Source organism: Pseudomonas sp. R1-43-08 (assembly GCF_003852255.1).
In the GTDB taxonomy this organism is placed as follows: Bacteria; Pseudomonadota; Gammaproteobacteria; order Pseudomonadales; family Pseudomonadaceae; genus Aquipseudomonas.
The window spans coordinates 4,102,060-4,121,087 of sequence record NZ_CP027734.1; the positions used below are offsets into that span (position 1 = coordinate 4,102,060).

The window sequence follows — 19,028 nt, forward strand, 5'->3', positions numbered from 1 at the left end:
GTACATCAGGTCTACAGGTGAAACCTGCCGCCACCCTGCCCCAGCGCGGTCGCCAGCGCATCGAAGCCCTCGCGCAACAGCTGATCATCCCCCGACGTATTACAGATACTCGCACGGATGAACTGCGGCACCGCCGTCTGCCCCACGGCAAACGCCTCGGCGGTCGCGATCAGGTAATTGTTCTGTTTGAGTTCCGCCTCGATTTCCGACGCGCGCCAGGGTTCAGGCACTTCGATCCAGAAGTGTGGGCTGTTGAGGTGAGTACGGTAGGCCAGTCCATTCAATAAGCCTTCGACCAACGCCTTGCGCCGGCTGATCTCGTTGATCTGCTGGCGCAGCAGGTATTCGGCCGTGCCGTTTTCGATCCACTGGGTCGCCAACTCCAGGGTCACCGGGGTGGCCATCCAGCAGGTCGAACGCAACGCCGCCGACACCCGACTGACCAGCGCCGGTGGCGCATGCACGTAGCCAACGCGCAGCCCAGCCGACACCGCTTTGCTCAGGCTGCTGATCAAAATCGTCCGCTCGGGCGCAAAGGCGCTCAACGGTGGCGGGCGGTCTTCCACCAAAACGCCATGGGCCTCGTCCTCGAGAATCAGCAGATTGTGTTCGCGACAGACTTTGACCAAGGCCTCCCGGCGCGCCACCGATAACACCGCCGTCGTAGGATTCTGGATGGTCGGTGTGCAGTACAGCGCCGAAACCCGGTGATTACGACAGACTTCATCCAGTGCGCCCGGCAACACACCTTCTTCGTCCATTTCCAGCCCGATCAGCCGCACACCCAGCATGCGCGCGGCAGTGATCAGCCCTGGGTAAGTCAGTTGCTCGGTGACCACCGTGTCGCCGGCGCGCAGCAACGCCATCATCGCGCAGAGCAGGCCGTGCTGGCCGCCATTGACGCAGATGACCTGCTCGGGAATCGGATGGAAGTCGCGTTGCACCAGCCATTGCGCACCGGCCTCACGGTAGCGCGGCAGGCCTGCGTCCGGGGTGTAGGCGCTGATGTCCTGGAGGAATTTGCCGTTGGTCGACAGGGTCTGGAAGCTCTGGGCGAGAAACACCGTTTCCTGCCCGGGAATGTGCATGTTGCGGCTCATATCGAAGTACTGGCGTGGCTCCTCGCTGAAATTGCGAAAGCCCTCATCACGCTGGCGCTCCATCCCACGCTTGCGCACGAATGTGCCGTCACCCACACGCGCCACCACCAACCCTAACCGCTCCAGCTCACCGTAGGCCCGGCTGATGGTGCCGATGGTGACACCCAGATTGTCGGAAAGCACCCGATGGGGCGGCAGTTTTCTTCCCGGTTCAATCGTGCCTTCGAGGATGCCCCTTTCCATGACATCGGACAGGCGCTTGTACTTCACGCCCTGACCGTTGGACAACCCCTCACGCATAATTGACACCATGTCAATATTTGTTTTGACAGTCATCATTCGCCCTAATAGTGTGCTTTTGCGGGTTCAATCACCGGATTGAATCACTTATAACAAGTTCAATATAGAGTTCAATTCCGGCTCAGGGAAGCAATAAACGATGCCAATGTCCGCCGTTCTTGAAAACACCGCAAAAACCAAAACCCACAAACAGTGGCTGGCCGGCCTGATCACGAGCGTCATGTTCCTGATCGTGTGCCTGAGCTGGGGCACCACCTGGCTGGGCATCAAGATCGCAGTGGAAAGCGTGCCGCCACTGACCTCCGCGGGCCTGCGCTTCCTGATCGCCTTCCCGTTGTTCCTGTGTTTTGCCATGGTGCGCCGCGAGCCGATTCTGTTTCCGCGAGAAAGCCGCTGGTTCTTCGTGTTCGTGACCCTGTCCTACTTCAGCATTCCCTATTACCTGCTCAACTACGGCGAGATGCATGTCTCGTCCGGCCTGACCGCCCTGCTGTTCAGCTGCATGCCGGTGTTCATCCTGATCTTCTCCGCGCTGTTCCTGCGTGAGCGCATCTACCTCTCCCAGGTGGTCGGCATCGGTATCGGGTTCGGCAGCCTCTACATGATCATCAAGAGCCAGGGCCTGCACCTGGACCACGCCGATTTTTTCGGCGTATTGGCGATTCTGACCGCCGCGATCATGCACGCGTTGTGCTACGTGATTACCAAGCAAAAAGGCAGCGCCATCAGTGTCATCACCTACAACACCCTGCCCATCGGCATTGCCGGGCTGATGCTGTTCGTGGCCGGCCTGTGGTTCGAGACCCCGACCTTCGACGACATCACCCTGCGCTCCTGGAGCGCGCTGTTCTACCTCGGGCTGGTGGCGTCGGTGGGCGGCTTCATTGTGTATTTCATGCTGCTCAAGCGGCTGAGCCCGATCATCTTGTCCTTCGTGTTCATCATCTTTCCGGTGTTCGCCGTCATCATCGGCGCCTGGTACGAAGGCGTGGAAATTTCCCGTGACCTGATGCTGTACTCGGCGATCCTGCTGGCCGGTTTTGCGATCACCAAGTTGCCGATCGAAAAACTGCTGGCCAAGAAAAATTGAGTACGCCACCTCCCACTCCCACCCAGCGACGCGAGAGAAACATGGACGTCCTGCGCCCCGAAGCCCTGGAACAGATCTACGCCCACGCAAGCGGCAGCTATCCCGAGGAATGCTGTGGCTTCATCTTCGCCGATGGCAGTGTGTACCTGGGCAGCAATATCCAGAACGAGTTGCACCGCAAGAACCCGCAGATGTACCCGCGCAGCGCGGCCAGCGGCTACACCTTTTCAGTCGCCGACACCTTGTTGATGAACAAAGCGTTTCGCAGCGACAACCCGGTGGTGGTGATCTACCACTCGCACCCGGATGTCGGTGCCTATTTCAGCGATGAAGACCAGGACAAGGCGCTGTTCCTGGGCGAGCCGATCTATCCCGTCAGTTACCTGGTGGTGGATGTTCGCCAAGGCCAGGCCCTGGGGTCACAGCTGTTTGCCTGGGATGGCAAGCATTTCGCCCTTCAACCTTTCAACGACCTGCACACGGAGTTGTCCATGAACGCTGTCTCTTTCCCTGACATTCTGGTTCGCGTGGCCAAGCTGCCGGAATCGACCCTCGAGGGCGCCGGATCGACATTGCGCGAAGTCATTGAAAACCTCTGCGACAGTCACCCACAGTTGCGCCAGCACCTGTTTCACGAGAAGAACAACCAGCTCAAGGAACACTTCCTGTTCACCGCCGAGGAGGAGCTGATCGACGCTGACGACAGCTTGCCGGCAAAGGCCCGGATCGAAGTGCTGCTCGCTACCTCCGGCGGCATCGACGTCGACACCCTGAGCAACGAAGAAGTGCAACGCTACGTCCGCCATATCACCCTGCCCGGCGTCGGCCGTGAAGGTCAGTTGAACCTGAAAAAAGCCAAGGTGCTGATCATCGGCACCGGTGGCCTGGGCTCGCCCATCAGTCTTTACCTGGCGGCGGCCGGCATCGGCACCCTGGGGCTGGTGGACTTCGACGTGGTGGAAAGCAGCAACCTGCAACGCCAGATCGTGCATGGCAACAGCACCCTGGGCATGCCCAAGGTGGAATCCGCCAAGCAACGCCTGCAAGACCTCAACCGCCACATCCAGATCAACGCGCACAACACCGCGCTCACTGCCGACAACGCCCTGGAGCTGGTGGGCGCCTATGACCTGGTGATCGACGGCACGGACAATTTCGAGACCCGCTACCTGGTCAATGACGCCTGCGTACAGTTGGGCAAACCCTTGGTGTACGGCGCCATCTACCGTTTCGACGGGCAAATCAGCGTACTCAACTATAAAGGTGGGCCTTGCTACCGCTGCCTGTTTCCCAGTGCACCGCCTGCGGAACTGGCGCCCAATTGCAACGCCGGTGGGGTGATCGGCGTGCTGCCGGGGGTGGTCGGGATGATCCAGGCGACCGAGGCGATCAAATTGCTCATCGGTATTGGTGAACCCTTGTCCGGCCGCTTGATGCGCTTCGATGCGCTGGCGATGAAATTCAGCGAGATCCGCTTCAAGCGCCGTGCCGACTGCCCCTGCTGCTCGGAAAGGCGCCACAGCGAAGCCGTCGCACCGACGCTGTGCGCGGATGCGGTGCCGAGCCAGCCATCCCTGAGCGAAGAACGCTACATCAAGCCTCGCGTCCTCAAGCAAGTGATCGACAACCACCGCAGCGCCGACGTCTTGCTCGACGTGCGCGACGCCAGCGAACTGGAAGTGTGCAAATTGCCGGGGGTGGTGCACATACCCCTGGCAGAGCTGGATGAGCAGCTCGACAGCCTGAGCCGCGACAACACCCACTACCTGATCTGCTATGCCGGGACGCGTGCCGAGCAGGCCGCCAGCACCTTGCTGGCAGCAGGCTTCGCCAATACCAAAGTGCTGCAGGGCGGCATGAAACACTGGGTGCGCGACGTCGAACCCGACATGCCGCTGTACTGATCGGGGGCCGACTGATGCTGCATAACTCCATTCTCGAGGTGATCGGCCATACCCCGATCGTACGTCTGGCGCAGTTTTCCGAAGACCTCGGCATCGAGGTCTATGCCAAGCTGGAATCCCTCAATCCGGGCGGCAGCCACAAGGCGCGCATCGCCCTGGGCATGATCCTCGACGCCGAACGCCGTGGCGTGCTGATGCGCGATTCCGGGCAGACCATCATCGAACCCAGCGGTGGCAATACCGGCATCGGCCTGGTGATGGCGGGCAATGTGCTTGGCTACAAAGTGGTGCTGGTGATTCCGGACAACTACAGCCCCGAAAAACAGAAGCTGCTGCGCCTGTACGGCGCCAGGGTGGTGCTGTCGGACAGCCGCCTCGGTAACAATTCCCACGGCGAAAAGTGCATGGAGCTGCAGTTGGAAAACCCCAACTACGTGATGCTCAACCAGCAACGCAACGGCGCCAACCCGCAAACCCACCGCGACACCACCGCGCCGGAAATCATCCGCGCCTTCGGTGAGCGGCGTGTGGACTACTTCGTCAGCGGCATCGGCACCGGTGGGCATATCACCGGTATCGGCGAAACCCTCAAGGCCGCCTGGCCGGCGATCCGCGTGATGGGCGTGGAGCCGGAGGAATGCGACCTGCTCAAGGACCAGCACGCCTCGCACGCCATCCAGGGCCTGTCGATTGGGCTGATCCCGAGCATTCTCAACCTGGACGTACTGGACGGCATGCTCAAGGTGTCGCACTCGGCGTGCCTGGAAATGATCAAACGCATCATGCGCACCGACGCCATCAGCCTGGGGCTGTCCTCAGCCGCCAACATGGTCGCCATCGCCCAACTCGCCCCGGAACTGCCGCCCGAAACGGTGGTGCTGACCATGGTCTACGACAATGCCGACAGCTACCTGCCCAGTTTCGAATAACCGGTTACCCAACCAACCAGAATGCGGGGGTGCCTCCATGGGAGGCTTTATCGACATGCAACAGCTGCACGATGAGTTGCTGACCCACCTCATCCAAACCCTGACGCCTGCGCAGATGAAGCAACTGGAACCGCACCTGGCGCCGCTGATCCAGACTGCCGCCCAGGCGGTGGCCGAGGACTTGATCGCCTACGCCTATCGCGACCCGGCCTCGCGCGGGCGCGGCGAATTGATCCTGGAATCCTACGCCTCGTTCAAGGCGGTGTTGTTCTACCGGCTTGCGCACCTGGTGTGGAATTTCCCGGAGCCCGCCCCCGGCGTCTTTACCCGCATCGCCCTCAAGCTCAGCAACCAGGGCAAGATCCTCTCCGGGGCCGAGATTCACCCGGCTGCGCGCATCGGCCGGCGCTTCGTGCTGGACCATGGCTACGGCACGGTCATCGGCGAAACCTGCGAGATCGGTAACGACTGCTACATCCTGTGTGGCGTGACCCTGGGCGCGCGCGGTATCGCCAACAACCCGGACGGCAAGCGCCATCCACGCCTGGGCAACAATGTCGAGGTCGGCGCCGGGGCACGGGTGCTGGGCTATGTGCAGATCGGCGACAACGTATTTATCAGCCCCTCCTGTGTCATTACCCAGGACGTGCCGGCGGGCACCAAGGTCAAGGTGGTCAACCAGATCCAGTTGCAGAAAAACGATGAATCGGATCACAGCAGCTACCTCGGCGCATTCGCCCTGGATGAGCGCCTGCACGTGGTCGGCGAGGTGGATGCCGGCCATAAGGTCACGGTGCTGGACGCCGACTTCCATCCGCTGCCAGGGCTGATGCTCGAACCCACGGTGAAAGAGCGTCATCACCTGCAGTTTCGCCTGCGCCGCCTCGATACCGGCGAGCAACTGCCGCGCCTGCCGCTGAACCTGAAAGTTTGCGGGCCGGCGTTTGAAATCACCCTGCTCTCACCCCCTGGCTTGAGTGCAATGGTGCGTCACCTGTTGCAAGCCAGCCCACTGATCGTCGGAGGTTGAACATGTCCGTGCATACCATGGAAACCCTGGCGCTGTTCGACAGCGCACCTTATCAAAACGCCTTCAGCGCCCGGGTGATTGCGGTCAGCGAGCATGGCGTCGCCCTGGAGCACACGCTGTTCTACCCCACTGGCGGTGGGCAACCGGGTGACACTGGCCACCTCACCCTGGCCGATGGCACCCGCGTGGCAGTCACCGGCACGGTGCGCGATCCGGTGCTGCGCTCGATCATCTGGCATCAGGTGGAACAGTGCCCCGCGCACCTGACCGCTGGCGTCCAGGTGGACGCCGGCCTGGATTGGGAGCGGCGCTACCAGCATATGAAGATGCATACTTGCCTGCACTTGCTGTGTTCCATCATCGATGCGCCCGTAACGGGCTGCAGCATCAGCGCGGACAAGGGACGCCTGGATTTCGACCTGCCGGAAATGACCCTGGATAAAGACACCATTACCCGCGACCTTAACGCCTTGATCGAACAGGCCCACGCGGTGAAAACCCTGTCGATGCCTGCTACGGAATATTCGACGCTGCTGCAGATCACCCGCACCCAGGCGGTAGCACCGCCGGTGATCCAAGGCTCGGTACGCGTGATTGAAATTCCCGGCATCGACATCCAGCCGTGCGGTGGCACCCATGTGCTCAACACCGAGGAAATCGGCCGGGTGTTCTGCGAGAAAATCGAGAAGAAGAGCAAGCATAACCGCAGGGTGATTTTGCGGTTTGAGTCATAACTGAGCCTGACTTGACAGTTGCAACAATGCAAAAACAATGTGGGAGGGGGCTTGCTCCCGATAGCAGAGTGTCAGTCAACAGGTTCATTGGCTGATCCACCGCTATCGGGAGCAAGCCCCCTCCCACATCGGGTTGTGTGGTGTTTTTCAGATCATGAACAAGTCCATGAAGCGGTTGACGGGGGTCGCTTCCAGCCGTGCCTGGTCCTCGCACAACGCAAAGATTTCGGCACTGCGCTGCGCGGTAAACCGCGTCGCCAGGTTGGCTTTGAACTTGTCTTCCAGCAGCGGGATTCCATCCTCTCGACGACGACGATGGCCAATCGGATATTCCACCGCCACCTGCTCGGTGCAGGTGCCGTCGCTGAAGAACACCTGCACCGCATTGGCGATGGAGCGCTTGTCGGCCTGCAGATATTCGCGGCTGTAACGAGGGTCTTCGACGATCACCATTTTCCCGCGCAGCTCATCGATGATCGGGTGGGCGGCATGGAATTGATCCTCATAGTGCTCGGCCACCAAGTCGCCGAAGGCCAACGGCACGGCGGCCATGTATTGCAGGCAATGGTCGCGGTCCGCGGCGTTGGCCAACGGCCCGACCTTGGAAATGATACGAATCGCCGACTCGTGGGTGGTGATCACGATGCGCTCGATTGCATGCAGGCGGTTCTTCACCAATGGATGCAAGGTCACCGCCGCTTCGCAGGCCGTCTGCGCATGGAATTCAGCGGGAAAGCTGATCTTGAACAGCACGTTTTCCATCACGTAGGTACCGTAGGGCTGGGACAGGCTGAACCTGCGTTGCTCTTCAGGTTTGAGGGCCAGATCCTTGTTGGTATGGCTGAACAATACGTCGTAGAACCCCCACTGTGGCGCGCTCAGCACACCGGGGATGCCCATCTCGCCGCGCAGCGCGATGTCGGCCAGCCGCACCCCGCGACTCGACGCATCGCCCGCCGCCCAGGATTTGCGCGAACCGGCGTTCGGCGCATGGCGGTAAGTGCGCAACGCCTGCCCATCGACGAACGCATGGGATAACGCCGCGAGCAATTGCTCACGGTTGGCGCCCATCAGCTTGGCGGTGACTGCCGTCGAGGCGACTTTCACCAGCAGCACATGGTCGAGGCCGACACGATTGAAAGCGTTTTCCAGGGCAATCACGCCCTGGATTTCGTGGGCCATGATCATGGCTTCCAGCACGGCACGTATGTTCAGCGGTGCGTCGCCATGGGCCACGCGTTTTTGCGACAGGTGATCGGCCACGGCGAGGATGCCGCCCAGGTTGTCCGAAGGATGGCCCCATTCAGCCGCGAGCCAGGTGTCGTTGTAGTCGAGCCAGCGCACGATGCAGCCGATGTCCCAGGCAGCCTTGACCGGGTCCAACCGCAACGAAGTGCCCGGCACCCGTGCCCCGAACGGTACCACCGTGCCCTCGACGAGCGGCCCCAGGTGCTTGGTGCACTCAGGGAAGCGCAAGGCCAGCAGGCCGCAACCGAGGGTGTCCATCAGGCAGTTGCGGGCGGTGTCCAGTGCGGCCTCGGACTCGATCCGGTAGGTGAGGACATAGTCGGCAATGTCCTGCAGGACCTGATCGTAGTCGGGGCGATTGTTCTGGTCGACGTTGGCGCTCATGGCAGTTCTCCAAAAAGGTGGTTATTCCTCAGGGTCACGGTTGATCATCAGGGCAGGTCTGGTTGCCTGCCTTGGAATAGAGATCCCTTGTGGGAGGGGGCTTGCCCCCGATAGCGGTGTATCAGTTGATGAATATGTCGACTGGCACTCAGCCATCGGGGGCAAGCCCCCTCCCACATAAAGCTCAGAGTTGGGCTTTAGAAGGCGTCGCCAGGCACGCGCACGAAACCTTCCATCAGTACTCGCGCACTGCGGCTCATGATGGCTTTCTTCACCACCCATTCACCGTTCACTTGAGTCGCCTCGGCACCCACGCGCAAGGTGCCCGACGGATGTCCGAAGCGCACGGCATTGCGCTCCATGCCACCTGCCGCCTGGTTGACCAGGGTGCCGGAAATCGCCGCCGCCGTGCCGATCGCCACCGCCGCCGTGCCCATCATTGCGTGGTGCAATTTGCCCATGGACAACGCCCGCACCAGCAAATCCACATCGCCGGCCTTGATCGCCTTGCCGCTGGACGCCACGTAATCCGCAGGCTTGGCCACAAACGCCAGCTTCGGTGTGTGCTGGCGCAGGGCTGCTTCGTCCAGGTGCTTGATCAGGCCCATGCGCAACGCGCCGTAGGCACGCACGGTCTCGAACATCGCCAGGGCTTTCGGGTCGCCGTTGACCGCGCCTTGCAACTCAGTGCCGGTGTAGCCTAAATCTTGAGCATTGATAAAAATCGTCGGGATGCCGGCGTTGATCAGGGTGGCCTTGAAGGTGCCGATGCCGGGCACTTCCAGCTCATCGATCAGGTTGCCGGTGGGGAACATCGAGCCACCACCGCCCTCTTCTTCCGCCGCCGGGTCGATGAATTCCAGCTGCACTTCGGCGGCTGGAAAGGTCACGCCGTCCAGCTCGAAATCGCCGGTTTCCTGCACGGCGCCGTCGGTGATCGGCACATGGGCGATGATGGTCTTGCCGATATTGGCTTGCCATATGCGCACCACGGCCACGCCGTTGTGGGGCACGCGGCCTGGGTCGACCAGGCCGCCGCTGATGGCGAACGAACCGACCGCCGCCGAGAGGTTGCCGCAGTTGCCACTCCAATCGACAAACGGCTTGTCGATGGAGACCTGGCCGAACAGGTAGTCCACGTCGTGCCCGGCACGCGTGCTCTTGGCCAGGATCACGGTTTTGCTGGTGCTGGACGTGGCGCCGCCCATGCCATCGATTTGCTTGTCATAGGGGTCGGGGCTGCCGATCACCCGCAACAGCAAGGCGTCGCGGGCAGCGCCCGGTACTTGCGCCGAGGGCGGCAGGTCCTCGAGGCTGAAGAAAACCCCTTGCTGGTGCCGCCACGCATATAGGTGGCGGGGATCTTGATTTGCGCTACGTGTGCCATGGTTAACCCCTCAGGCCGTCGCCGCCGATTCCAGGAAGTCCTGGGCAAAACGTTGCAACACGCCGCCCGCCTCGTAGATCGACACTTCTTCAGCGGTGTCCAGACGGCAGGTCACCGGCACTTCGACACGCTCGCCATTCCTGCGGTTGATCACCAGGGTCAATTGCGCGCGCGGCGTGCGTTCGCCGACCACATCATAGGTTTCGCTGCCGTCGATCTTGAGAGTGTGGCGATCGGTGCCCGGCAAGAATTCCAGGGGCAACACGCCCATGCCGACCAAGTTGGTGCGGTGAATGCGCTCGAAACCTTCGGCGGCGATCGCTTCCACACCGGCCAGGCGCACGCCCTTGGCCGCCCAGTCGCGGGACGAGCCTTGGCCATAGTCGGCGCCCGCGATAATGATCAGCGGCTGCTTACGTTCCATGTAGGTTTCGATGGCTTCCCACATGCGCGTGACCGTGCCTTCCGGCTCGATACGCGCCAGGGAGCCCTGCTTGACCTTGCCGTTTTCCTGCACCATTTCGTTGAACAGTTTCGGGTTGGCGAAGGTGGCACGCTGCGCGGTCAGGTGGTCGCCCCTGTGGGTCGCGTAGGAGTTGAAGTCAACTTCCGGCAAGCCCATTTTCGCCAGGTACTCGCCGGCGGCGCTGCCCGGCATGATCGCGTTGGAGGGCGACAGGTGGTCGGTGGTGATGTTGTCCGGTAGCACGGCCAGCGGGCGCATGCCCTTGAGCGGACGTGCGCCCGCCAAGGCGCCTTCCCAATAAGGCGGGCGGCGAATATAGGTGCTTTGCGGGCGCCAGTCGTACAGCGGGGTGACTTTGGGGCCGGTGTCTTCGTGAATCGCGAACATCGGGATATACACGGCGCGAAACTGTTCCGGCTTGACCGAGGCCTTGACCACTGCGTCGATCTCTTCGTCGCTCGGCCAGATGTCCTGCAGGCGGATTTCCTTGCCGTCGACGTCCAGCCCCAGCACGTCTTTCTCGATATCGAAACGAATGGTGCCGGCAATCGCATAGGCCACCACCAGCGGCGGCGAAGCGAGGAAGGCCTGCTTGGCGTACGGATGAATACGCCCATCGAAGTTGCGGTTACCTGACAGCACAGCGGTGGCGTAGAGGTCGCGATCGATGATTTCCTGCTGGATCACCGGGTCGAGCGCGCCGGACATGCCGTTGCAGGTCGTGCAAGCGAAAGCCACCACGCCGAAACCAAGTTTTTCCAGTTCATGCCCCAGGCCGGCTTCTTCCAGGTACATGGCCACGGTTTTCGAACCCGGCGCCAGGGACGACTTGACCCACGGCTTGCGCGTCAGCCCGAGCCGGTTGGCGTTGCGCGCCAGCAGGCCGGCGGCGATCACGTTGCGCGGGTTGCTGGTGTTGGTGCAACTGGTGATAGCGGCAATGATCACGGCGCCGTCAGGCATTTGCCCCGGCACGTCGTCCCACTGGCCGCTGATGCCTTTGGCCGCCAGGTCACGCGTGGCGACACGGGCGTGAGGGTTGCTCGGGCCCGCCATGTTGCGTACCACGCTGGACAGGTCGAACGTCAGGCCGCGCTCGTATTGCGCGCCTTTCAGCTCGTCGGCCCACAGCCCGGTGTGGCGTGCGTACTGTTCCACCAGGGCGACCTGTTCCTCTTCGCGACCGGTGAGCTTCAGGTAGGCGATCGTCTGCTGGTCGATGTAGAACATCGCTGCGGTGGCGCCGTATTCCGGGGCCATGTTGGAGATGGTCGCGCGGTCGCCCAAGGTCAGGGCCGAAGCGCCTTCACCGAAGAACTCCAGCCATGCGCCGACGACTTTCTGTTGGCGCAGGAACTCGGTCAGCGCCAGCACCATATCGGTGGCGGTGATGCCCGGCTGCAGCTTGCCGGTCAGCTCCACCCCGACAATTTCCGGCAGACGCATCCATGACGCACGCCCGAGCATCACACTTTCGGCTTCAAGGCCGCCGACCCCGATGGCGATCACGCCCAGGGCATCCACATGCGGGGTGTGGCTGTCGGTGCCGACGCAGGTGTCCGGGAAGGCCACGCCGTCGCGAACCTGAATCACCGGTGACATTTTCTCCAGGTTGATCTGGTGCATGATGCCGTTGCCGGGCGGGATCACGTCGACGTTCTTGAAGGCCTTCTTGGTCCACTCGATAAAATGGAAGCGATCTTCGTTGCGGCGGTCTTCGATGGCGCGGTTCTTTTCGAACGCCTGCGGGTCGGCGCCACCGGCTTCGACGGCCAGGGAGTGGTCGACAATCAACTGGGTCGGCACCACCGGGTTGACCTGCGCCGGATCGCCGCCTTGCAGGGCGATGGCGTCGCGCAGGCCGGCGAGGTCTACCAGGGCGGTCTGGCCGAGGATGTCATGGCACACCACGCGGGCCGGGAACCATGGGAAATCGAGGTCACGCTTGCGCTCGATCAACTGGCTCAGGGAGGCATTGAGGCTGGCCGGGTCGCAACGACGCACCAGGTTTTCCGCGAGTACGCGGGAGGTATACGGCAAGGTGGCGTAGGCGCCGGGAGTGATTGCCTCGACAGCCGCGCGGGCGTCGAAGTAATCCAGGCGGCTGCCGGGAAGCGGTTTGCGAAATTCAGTGTTCATCGTCAGGACTCGGTCACGGTATAGGGTGCTGCGGGAACCAGCCCCTGTAGGAGCGAGCTTGCTCGCAAAAAACGTCCAGGCATCGCGATCATTCAGTATGCCCGCGTTATCGTTGACGACCTTCGCGAGCAAGCTCGCTCCTACAGAGAGCAGGGTTACGCCTGCAATTCAGCGACGTTCGATTGGCACGAACTTGCGCTGCTCAACGCCGGTGTACTCGGCGCTTGGACGGATGATGCGGTTATTGGCGCGTTGCTCGAACACGTGCGCCGCCCAGCCGGTGAGCCGCGAACAAACGAAGATCGGCGTGAACAGCTTGGTCGGGATGCCCATGAAGTGGTACGCCGAGGCATGGTAGAAATCGGCGTTGGGGAACAGCTTCTTCTGCTTCCACATGGTCTTGTCGATGGCTTCGGAAACCGCAAACAACACCGTGTCGCCCACTTCGTCAGCGAGTTTTTTCGACCAACCCTTGATCACTTCATTGCGCGGGTCGTTGTCTTTGTAGATGGCGTGGCCAAAGCCCATGATCTTGTCCTTGCGCGCCAGCATGCCGAGGGTGCCTTCGACGGCCTCTTCGGCCGAACCGAAACGCTCGATCATCTCCATCGCCGCTTCGTTGGCGCCGCCGTGCAGCGGGCCGCGCAGGGAACCGATGGCGGCGGTGACGCAGGAATACAGGTCGGACAAGGTCGACGCGCACACCCGGGCAGTGAAGGTCGAGGCGTTGAATTCGTGCTCGGCATAGAGGATCAGCGACACGTTCATCACTTTGACGTGCAGATCGCTCGGCTTCTTGCCATGCAGCAGGTGCAGGAAGTGCCCGCCGATGCTGGGCTCGTCGGTGACGCAGTCGATGCGCTTGCCGTCGTGGCTGAAGCGGTACCAGTAGCACATGATTGCCGGGAACGCGGCGAGCAGGCGATCGGTGACGTCACGCTGCACGCTGAAGTCTTTTTCCGGCTCGATATTGCCCAGGAACGAGCAACCGGTGCGCATCACGTCCATTGGGTGGGCGTCGGCGGGGATGCGTTCCAGCACTTCTTTCAACGCTTGCGGCAAGTCGCGCAGCTGGCTCAGCCTGGCGCTGTAGGCCGCCAGTTCGGCGCTGGTCGGCAGTTCGCCGTACAGCAGCAGGTAGGCGACTTCTTCAAATTGCGCATCGGCGGCCAGTTCACGCACGTCATAGCCGCGATAGGTCAAGCCGGCGCCGGCCTGGCCGACGGTCGACAGTGCGGTCTGCCCGGCCACCTGGCCACGCAGGCCGGCACCACTCAATACTTTTGCTTCAGCCATGGTTCTTCTCCAATTTTGTCGTTATTCAAGGAGGCGCGCTTGCTACTTCTTCGCGGCAAACAGCGCGTCGAGCTTCTGCTCGAAGGTGTGGTAGTCGATACGATCGTAAAGCTCCATGCGGGTTTGCATGGTGTCGATCACGTTCTGTTGCGTACCGTCGCGGCGGATCGCGGTGTAGACGTTCTCGGCAGCCTTGTTCATGGCGCGGAAGGCCGAGAGCGGGTACAGCACGATGGAAACATCGGCAGATTTCAACTGTTCGGTGGTAAACAGCGGGGTCGCGCCGAACTCGGTGATGTTGGCCAGGATCGGCGCTTTCACCCGCGAGGCGAACAGTTTGTACATCTCAAGTTCAGTGATGGCTTCCGGGAACACCATGTCGGCACCGGCCTCGATGCACGCAGCGGCACGCTCCAGGGCGGATTCCAAACCTTCCACGGCCAGGGCATCGGTGCGGGCCATGATCACGAAGCTGTCATCGGTGCGCGCGTCCACGGCGGCCTTGATGCGGTCGACCATTTCCTGCAGGGACACGATCTCCTTGTTGGGCCGATGGCCGCAGCGCTTGGCGCCGACCTGGTCTTCGATGTGGATGGCCGCCGCGCCGAACTTGATCATCGACTTGACGGTGCGCGCGACGTTGAACGCCGAGGAACCGAAACCGGTGTCCACGTCCACCAGCAGCGGCAGGTCGCATACGTCAGTGATGCGGCGTACGTCGGTCAGGACGTCATCCAGGCCGGTGATGCCCAGGTCCGGAACCCCCAGGGAGCCTGCAGCCACGCCGCCACCGGACAGGTAAATCGCCTTGAAGCCGGCGCGTTTGGCCAGCAAGGCGTGGTTGGCGTTGATTGCGCCGACCACCTGCAACGGCTGTTCACTGGCGACCGCGTCACGGAAACGCTGGCCTGGGGTGCTGTTGTTCGTGGAACTCATGACTCACCTCTATTTATTGGGGAGCGCCGTCCGGGAAGTGACGGGCGATGTTGCGTTTGGAAGCGCCGATATGCCGGCGCATCAACAGTTCGGCCAGTTCACCGTCGCGATCGGCAATCGCGTCAAGAATGCGGTGATGCTCGGCAAAGGCCTGGCGTGGACGATTGGGGGTGGCGGAAAACTGGATGCGGTACATGCGCACCAATTGGTATAGCTCGCCGCAGAGCATCTGGGTCAGGGTGCGGTTGCCGGCGCCCTGGATGATCCGGTAATGAAAATCGAAGTCGCCCTCCTGCTGGTAATAGCCGACACCGGCCTGAAACGCGGCATCCCGCTCATGGGTGTGCAATACCTGGCGCAGCTCTTCGATTTCCGCGTCGGTCATGCGCTCGGCCGCCAGCCGGCACGCCATGCCTTCCAATGACTCGCGGATTTCATAGAGCTCGATCAGCTCGGCGTGGCTCAACGACACCACGCGGGCGCCGACGTGGGGCACCCGCACCAGCAGGCGCTGGCCTTCCAGGCGGTGAATCGCCTCGCGCAGCGGGCCACGGCTGATGCCATAGGTGCGCGCCAGCTCCGGTTCGGAAATCTTGGAGCCCGGGGCGATCTCGCCCTTGACGATGGCGGCCTGGATTCGCCGGAAGACGTTTTCCGACATAGTTTGGGATTCGTCCGACAGCGCCGGCGGAGAGTCCGTTTGATCCAGCATATTGTCGACACCTTTAAAAGCAATGCTGCAAAAACTAGCCAATTACCCCTGCTTAGTCAAAGAATAAATCAACATTGTCGACAATCGTCTAATAACCTCCGGCGTGGATCCAAGAGCATGGCCGCCTGCCAGCGCTGGCGCCAAAAAAGCATCATGTTAGAATGCCCGCCGCATTTGCCTGACATCGCTAGATGAAATGGCGCACGAGGGAGCTTGCGCAGTAATGCCAGTCGCCTTGAATTTCGCACTGCATCGCCTCAGGAATTATGAGACTCAAGCCCTTCCCCCTACTGTTATGCCTACTGTCCCTGCCGAGCCTTGGCGTTGCCGCCGAGAAGACGGTGTATGGCCTGAATGAATACGCCAAGCTGGCGGGCCTCGACCTGGAAGTCGCGGCCAAGCTCGACACGGGCGCCAAGACCGCCTCGCTGAGTGCGCGCGATATCAAACGCTTCAAGCGCAACGGGGAGTCCTGGGTACGCTTCTACCTGGCCATCGATGCCGCCCATTCCCACCCCATCGAACGTCCACTGGCCCGCGTCAGCAAGATCAAGCGCCGCGCCGGTGATTACGATCCTGAGGAGGACAAGCAGTACACCGCTCGTCCGGTGATTGCCCTGGATATCTGCATGGGCAGCGCTTTACGCAGCATCGAAGTGAACTTGACTGACCGCAGCACCTTCCAATACCCGCTGCTGATCGGCTCCGAAGCGCTGAAGCGCTTTGATGCGCTGATCGACCCCAGCCTAAAATATGCAGCAGGCAAACCTGCCTGCGCCGCCGACGCTCATACCGCCGAGTAAACCGAATGCGCTCTCTGACCCTGCACCTGAAAATCCTGATCACCATTCTGGTGGTGCTGGGTATTTCGGTCACCGCCTACCAGATCTTCGTGCTGGGCATCCCTGTCACCGAGGACGCCACCGATGACTTGTGGAACATCGACGCGAAGGTCGAGTTCGTCGCCAACCCCAAGGACCCGGTGAAGGTTTCGATGTTCGTGCCGCCGTTGAGCCGCGACTTCGTCAGCCTCAATGAGAGCTTTATTTCGAACAACTACGGGGTGAGCGTCAATCGCGCCGATGGCAACCGCAAGGTCACCTGGTCGGCGCGCCGCGCCAAGGGCAACCAGACCCTGTATTACCGCCTGGTGCTGACCAAGCGCTACAGCGGTGAAAAGGTCAAGATCAAGGGCCCGACGTTCCGCGACAGCATCGCCGTGGAGGGCCCGGAAAAAATCGCCGCCGAAGCCTTGCTCGCGCCGATTCGCCAGCACTCGGCAGACGTCGAGACCTTTATTACCGAAGCCATCAAGCGCACCAACAACCTCAACGACGACAATGTGAAACTGCTGCTGGCGGGCGACCCGTCGACGTCGCACAAGGCCAAGATCGTTGAATTGCTGCTGTCCATCGCCCACGTACCGGTGGAAAAAGTCCACACCATTCGCCTCGTCGCCGACCAGCCGCAATCTCCGGAACTGTGGCTGCGCAGCTTCAATGGGAATGACTGGCTGTACTTCAACCCGGAAACCGGTGAACAAGGCCTGCCCGCCGACCGCCTGCTGTGGTGGACCGGCGATGAAAACCTGATCACGGTCGATGGCGGCAAGAAAGCCATGGTGACCTTCAGCCTGAACAACAGCGAAATGAACGCGATTCGCCTGGCCAAGCTGACCGACGAAAACACCGACGCCAACTTCCTCGAATACTCGCTGTACGGCCTGCCGCTGCAAACCCAACAGACGTTCATGATCATGGTGATGATCCCGATTGGCGTGCTGGTGATCCTGATCCTGCGCAACCTGATCGGCCTGCAGACCCTCGGCACCTTTACCCCGGTGCTGATCGCCCTGGCCTTCCGCGAGACGCAACTGGGTTTCGGGATTGTGCTGTTTACAATCATCACCGCGCTGGGGCTGTCGCTCAGGTCCTACCTGGAACACCTGAAGCTGCAGATGCTGCCGAGGCTGTCGGTGGTGCTGACCTTCGTGGTGGTGCTGATTGCCGCCATCAGCCTGTTCAGCCACAAGCTGGGCCTGGAGCGGGGCCTGTCGGTGGCGCTGTTCCCGATGGTGATCCTGACCATGACCATCGAGCGCCTGTCGATCACCTGGGAAGAGCGCGGCGCCAACCATGCGCTGAAAGTGGCAATCGGCACGCTGTTCGCGGCATCCCTGGCGCACATCATCATGAGCGTGCCGGAGCTGATCTACTTCGTGTTCACCTTCCCGGCGATCCTGCTGATCCTGGTGGGTTTCATGCTGGCCATGGGCCGTTATCGCGGCTACCGCCTGACCGAACTGGTACGTTTCAAGGCATTCCTGAAGGCTGACTCCTGATGTTCGGCTTCTGGAAGACCTGGAAGGCCCTGGAAGCGCGCGGGATCATGGGCATCAACCGGCGGAACGCCGACTACGTGCTCAAGTACAACAAGCGCAGCCTGTACCCGATCGTGGATGACAAGATCATCACCAAGGAACGGGCCATGGCGGCCGGTATTCACGTACCTGAAATGTATGGAGTCATCTCCACCGAGAAGGAAATCGACAAGCTCGACGAAATCATCGGCGGGCGCAGCGACTTCGTGATCAAGCCCGCCCAGGGCGCCGGCGGCGACGGCATCCTGGTGGTGGCGGACCGCTTTGAGGGGCGCTATCGCACGGTGTCCGGCAAGATCATCAGCCATGAGGAAATCGAGCACCAGATTTCCAGCATTCTTACCGGCCTCTACTCCCTGGGCGGCCACCGCGATCGCGCCTTGATCGAATACCGCGTGGTACCCGACCAGATCTTCAAGAGCATCAGCTACGAAGGCGTGCCGGACATCCGCATCATCGTGCTGATGGGCTATCCGGTGATGGCGATGCTGCGCTTGCCGACGCGCCAGTCCGGTGGCAAGGCCAACCTGCACCAGGGCGCGATAGGTGTGGGCGTCGACCTCGCCACCGGCCTGACGTTGCGTGGCACCTGGCTGAACAACATCATCACCAAGCACCCCGATACCACCAATGCGGTGGACGGCGTACAACTGCCCAACTGGGACGGTTTCATGAAGCTGGCGGCCGGCTGCTATGAACTGTGCGGCCTGGGCTATATCGGTGTGGACATGGTGCTGGACCAGGAAAAAGGCCCGCTGATCCTGGAATTGAACGCGCGGCCGGGGCTGAATATCCAGATTGCCAACGACTGCGGCCTGACCCTGCGCACCCATGCGGTGGAGGCGCGACTGGAAGAACTGAAAGCCGCTGGCGTGAGCGAAACCCCGGAAGAACGGGTGAAGTTCGTGCAAGAGATGTTTGGCCATATACCGCCCGTGGAAGGCTGATCCGGCCTTCGAACTGTCTATCCCCGACATCCCCTCTAGGAGCAAA

14 protein-coding genes and 1 pseudogene are annotated in these 19,028 nt (G+C 61.5%); 8 read left to right on the plus strand and 7 right to left on the minus strand.

The features are described 5' to 3' along the window. Positions 1-11 precede the first annotated feature (11 nt). On the minus strand, positions 12-1,436 hold the full coding sequence (locus C4J87_RS18715; protein ID WP_124363937.1) for a PLP-dependent aminotransferase family protein: 1,425 nt from the start codon (positions 1,434-1,436) through the stop codon (positions 12-14). Positions 1,437-1,596: 160 nt separating this feature from the next. Here C4J87_RS18715 and C4J87_RS18720 point away from each other — a divergent pair, with 160 nt between their 5' ends. From C4J87_RS18720 to C4J87_RS18740, 5 genes are read left to right on the plus strand one after another with little or no spacing between them, the layout of a single operon-like run. After that, on the plus strand, positions 1,597-2,490 hold the full coding sequence (locus C4J87_RS18720) for a DMT family transporter (protein ID WP_164487688.1): 894 nt from the start codon (positions 1,597-1,599) through the stop codon (positions 2,488-2,490). Positions 2,491-2,531: 41 nt separating this feature from the next. Next, positions 2,532-4,394 carry a molybdopterin-synthase adenylyltransferase MoeB gene (moeB, locus tag C4J87_RS18725; RefSeq protein WP_124367963.1) on the plus strand — a complete coding sequence of 621 codons (1,863 nt, stop codon included), beginning with the start codon at positions 2,532-2,534 and terminating at the stop codon, positions 4,392-4,394. Positions 4,395-4,408: 14 nt separating this feature from the next. Further along, complete coding sequence (locus C4J87_RS18730) at positions 4,409-5,323, plus strand: PLP-dependent cysteine synthase family protein (protein ID WP_124367964.1); 915 nt, start codon at positions 4,409-4,411, stop codon at positions 5,321-5,323. A gap of 37 nt (positions 5,324-5,360) precedes the next feature. Further along, positions 5,361-6,353 (plus strand): serine O-acetyltransferase, encoded by a 993-nt coding sequence (locus C4J87_RS18735; protein ID WP_124363941.1) that lies wholly within the window; start codon positions 5,361-5,363, stop codon positions 6,351-6,353. A gap of 2 nt (positions 6,354-6,355) precedes the next feature. Beyond that, positions 6,356-7,087: an alanyl-tRNA editing protein gene (locus C4J87_RS18740; RefSeq protein WP_124367965.1), complete on the plus strand. Its 732-nt coding sequence runs from the start codon at positions 6,356-6,358 to the stop codon at positions 7,085-7,087. A gap of 147 nt (positions 7,088-7,234) precedes the next feature. Here the strand turns inward: C4J87_RS18740 and prpD are convergent, their stop codons facing one another. The 6 genes and pseudogenes from prpD to C4J87_RS18770 all read right to left on the minus strand — a co-directional run bounded on the left by prpD (position 7,235) and on the right by C4J87_RS18770 (position 15,655). Continuing rightward, on the minus strand, positions 7,235-8,719 hold the full coding sequence (gene prpD / locus C4J87_RS18745; protein WP_124367966.1) for a 2-methylcitrate dehydratase: 1,485 nt from the start codon (positions 8,717-8,719) through the stop codon (positions 7,235-7,237). Between the two features lie 197 nt (positions 8,720-8,916). Continuing rightward, positions 8,917-10,106: pseudogene (gene prpF / locus C4J87_RS18750) on the minus strand (2-methylaconitate cis-trans isomerase PrpF). Between the two features lie 10 nt (positions 10,107-10,116). Beyond that, entirely contained in the window at positions 10,117-12,711 is a 2,595-nt protein-coding gene (gene acnD, locus C4J87_RS18755) for a Fe/S-dependent 2-methylisocitrate dehydratase AcnD (RefSeq protein WP_124367967.1), read from the minus strand. 168 nt (positions 12,712-12,879) lie between these two features. Next, positions 12,880-14,007: a 2-methylcitrate synthase gene (gene prpC, locus C4J87_RS18760; protein WP_124367968.1), complete on the minus strand. Its 1,128-nt coding sequence runs from the start codon at positions 14,005-14,007 to the stop codon at positions 12,880-12,882. A gap of 42 nt (positions 14,008-14,049) precedes the next feature. Further along, entirely contained in the window at positions 14,050-14,943 is an 894-nt protein-coding gene (gene prpB, locus C4J87_RS18765; protein WP_124363946.1) for a methylisocitrate lyase, read from the minus strand. 13 nt (positions 14,944-14,956) lie between these two features. Next, positions 14,957-15,655 carry a GntR family transcriptional regulator gene (locus C4J87_RS18770; protein WP_124367969.1) on the minus strand — a complete coding sequence of 233 codons (699 nt, stop codon included), beginning with the start codon at positions 15,653-15,655 and terminating at the stop codon, positions 14,957-14,959. Between the two features lie 266 nt (positions 15,656-15,921). On the opposite strand from C4J87_RS18770, the gene C4J87_RS18775 reads away from it, so the two are divergent. Genes C4J87_RS18775 through C4J87_RS18785 form a run of 3 tightly spaced genes read left to right on the plus strand, consistent with a single transcriptional unit; the run spans position 15,922 to position 18,982 of the window. Next, entirely contained in the window at positions 15,922-16,458 is a 537-nt protein-coding gene (locus tag C4J87_RS18775) for an ATP-dependent zinc protease (protein WP_124367970.1), read from the plus strand. Between the two features lie 5 nt (positions 16,459-16,463). Continuing rightward, complete coding sequence (locus C4J87_RS18780) at positions 16,464-17,996, plus strand: inactive transglutaminase family protein (RefSeq protein ID WP_124363949.1); 1,533 nt, start codon at positions 16,464-16,466, stop codon at positions 17,994-17,996. Beyond that, entirely contained in the window at positions 17,996-18,982 is a 987-nt protein-coding gene (locus C4J87_RS18785) for an alpha-L-glutamate ligase-like protein (RefSeq protein WP_124363950.1), read from the plus strand. Before C4J87_RS18780 ends, C4J87_RS18785 begins: the two co-directional genes overlap by 1 nt. The last annotated feature ends 46 nt before the right edge of the window (positions 18,983-19,028 follow it).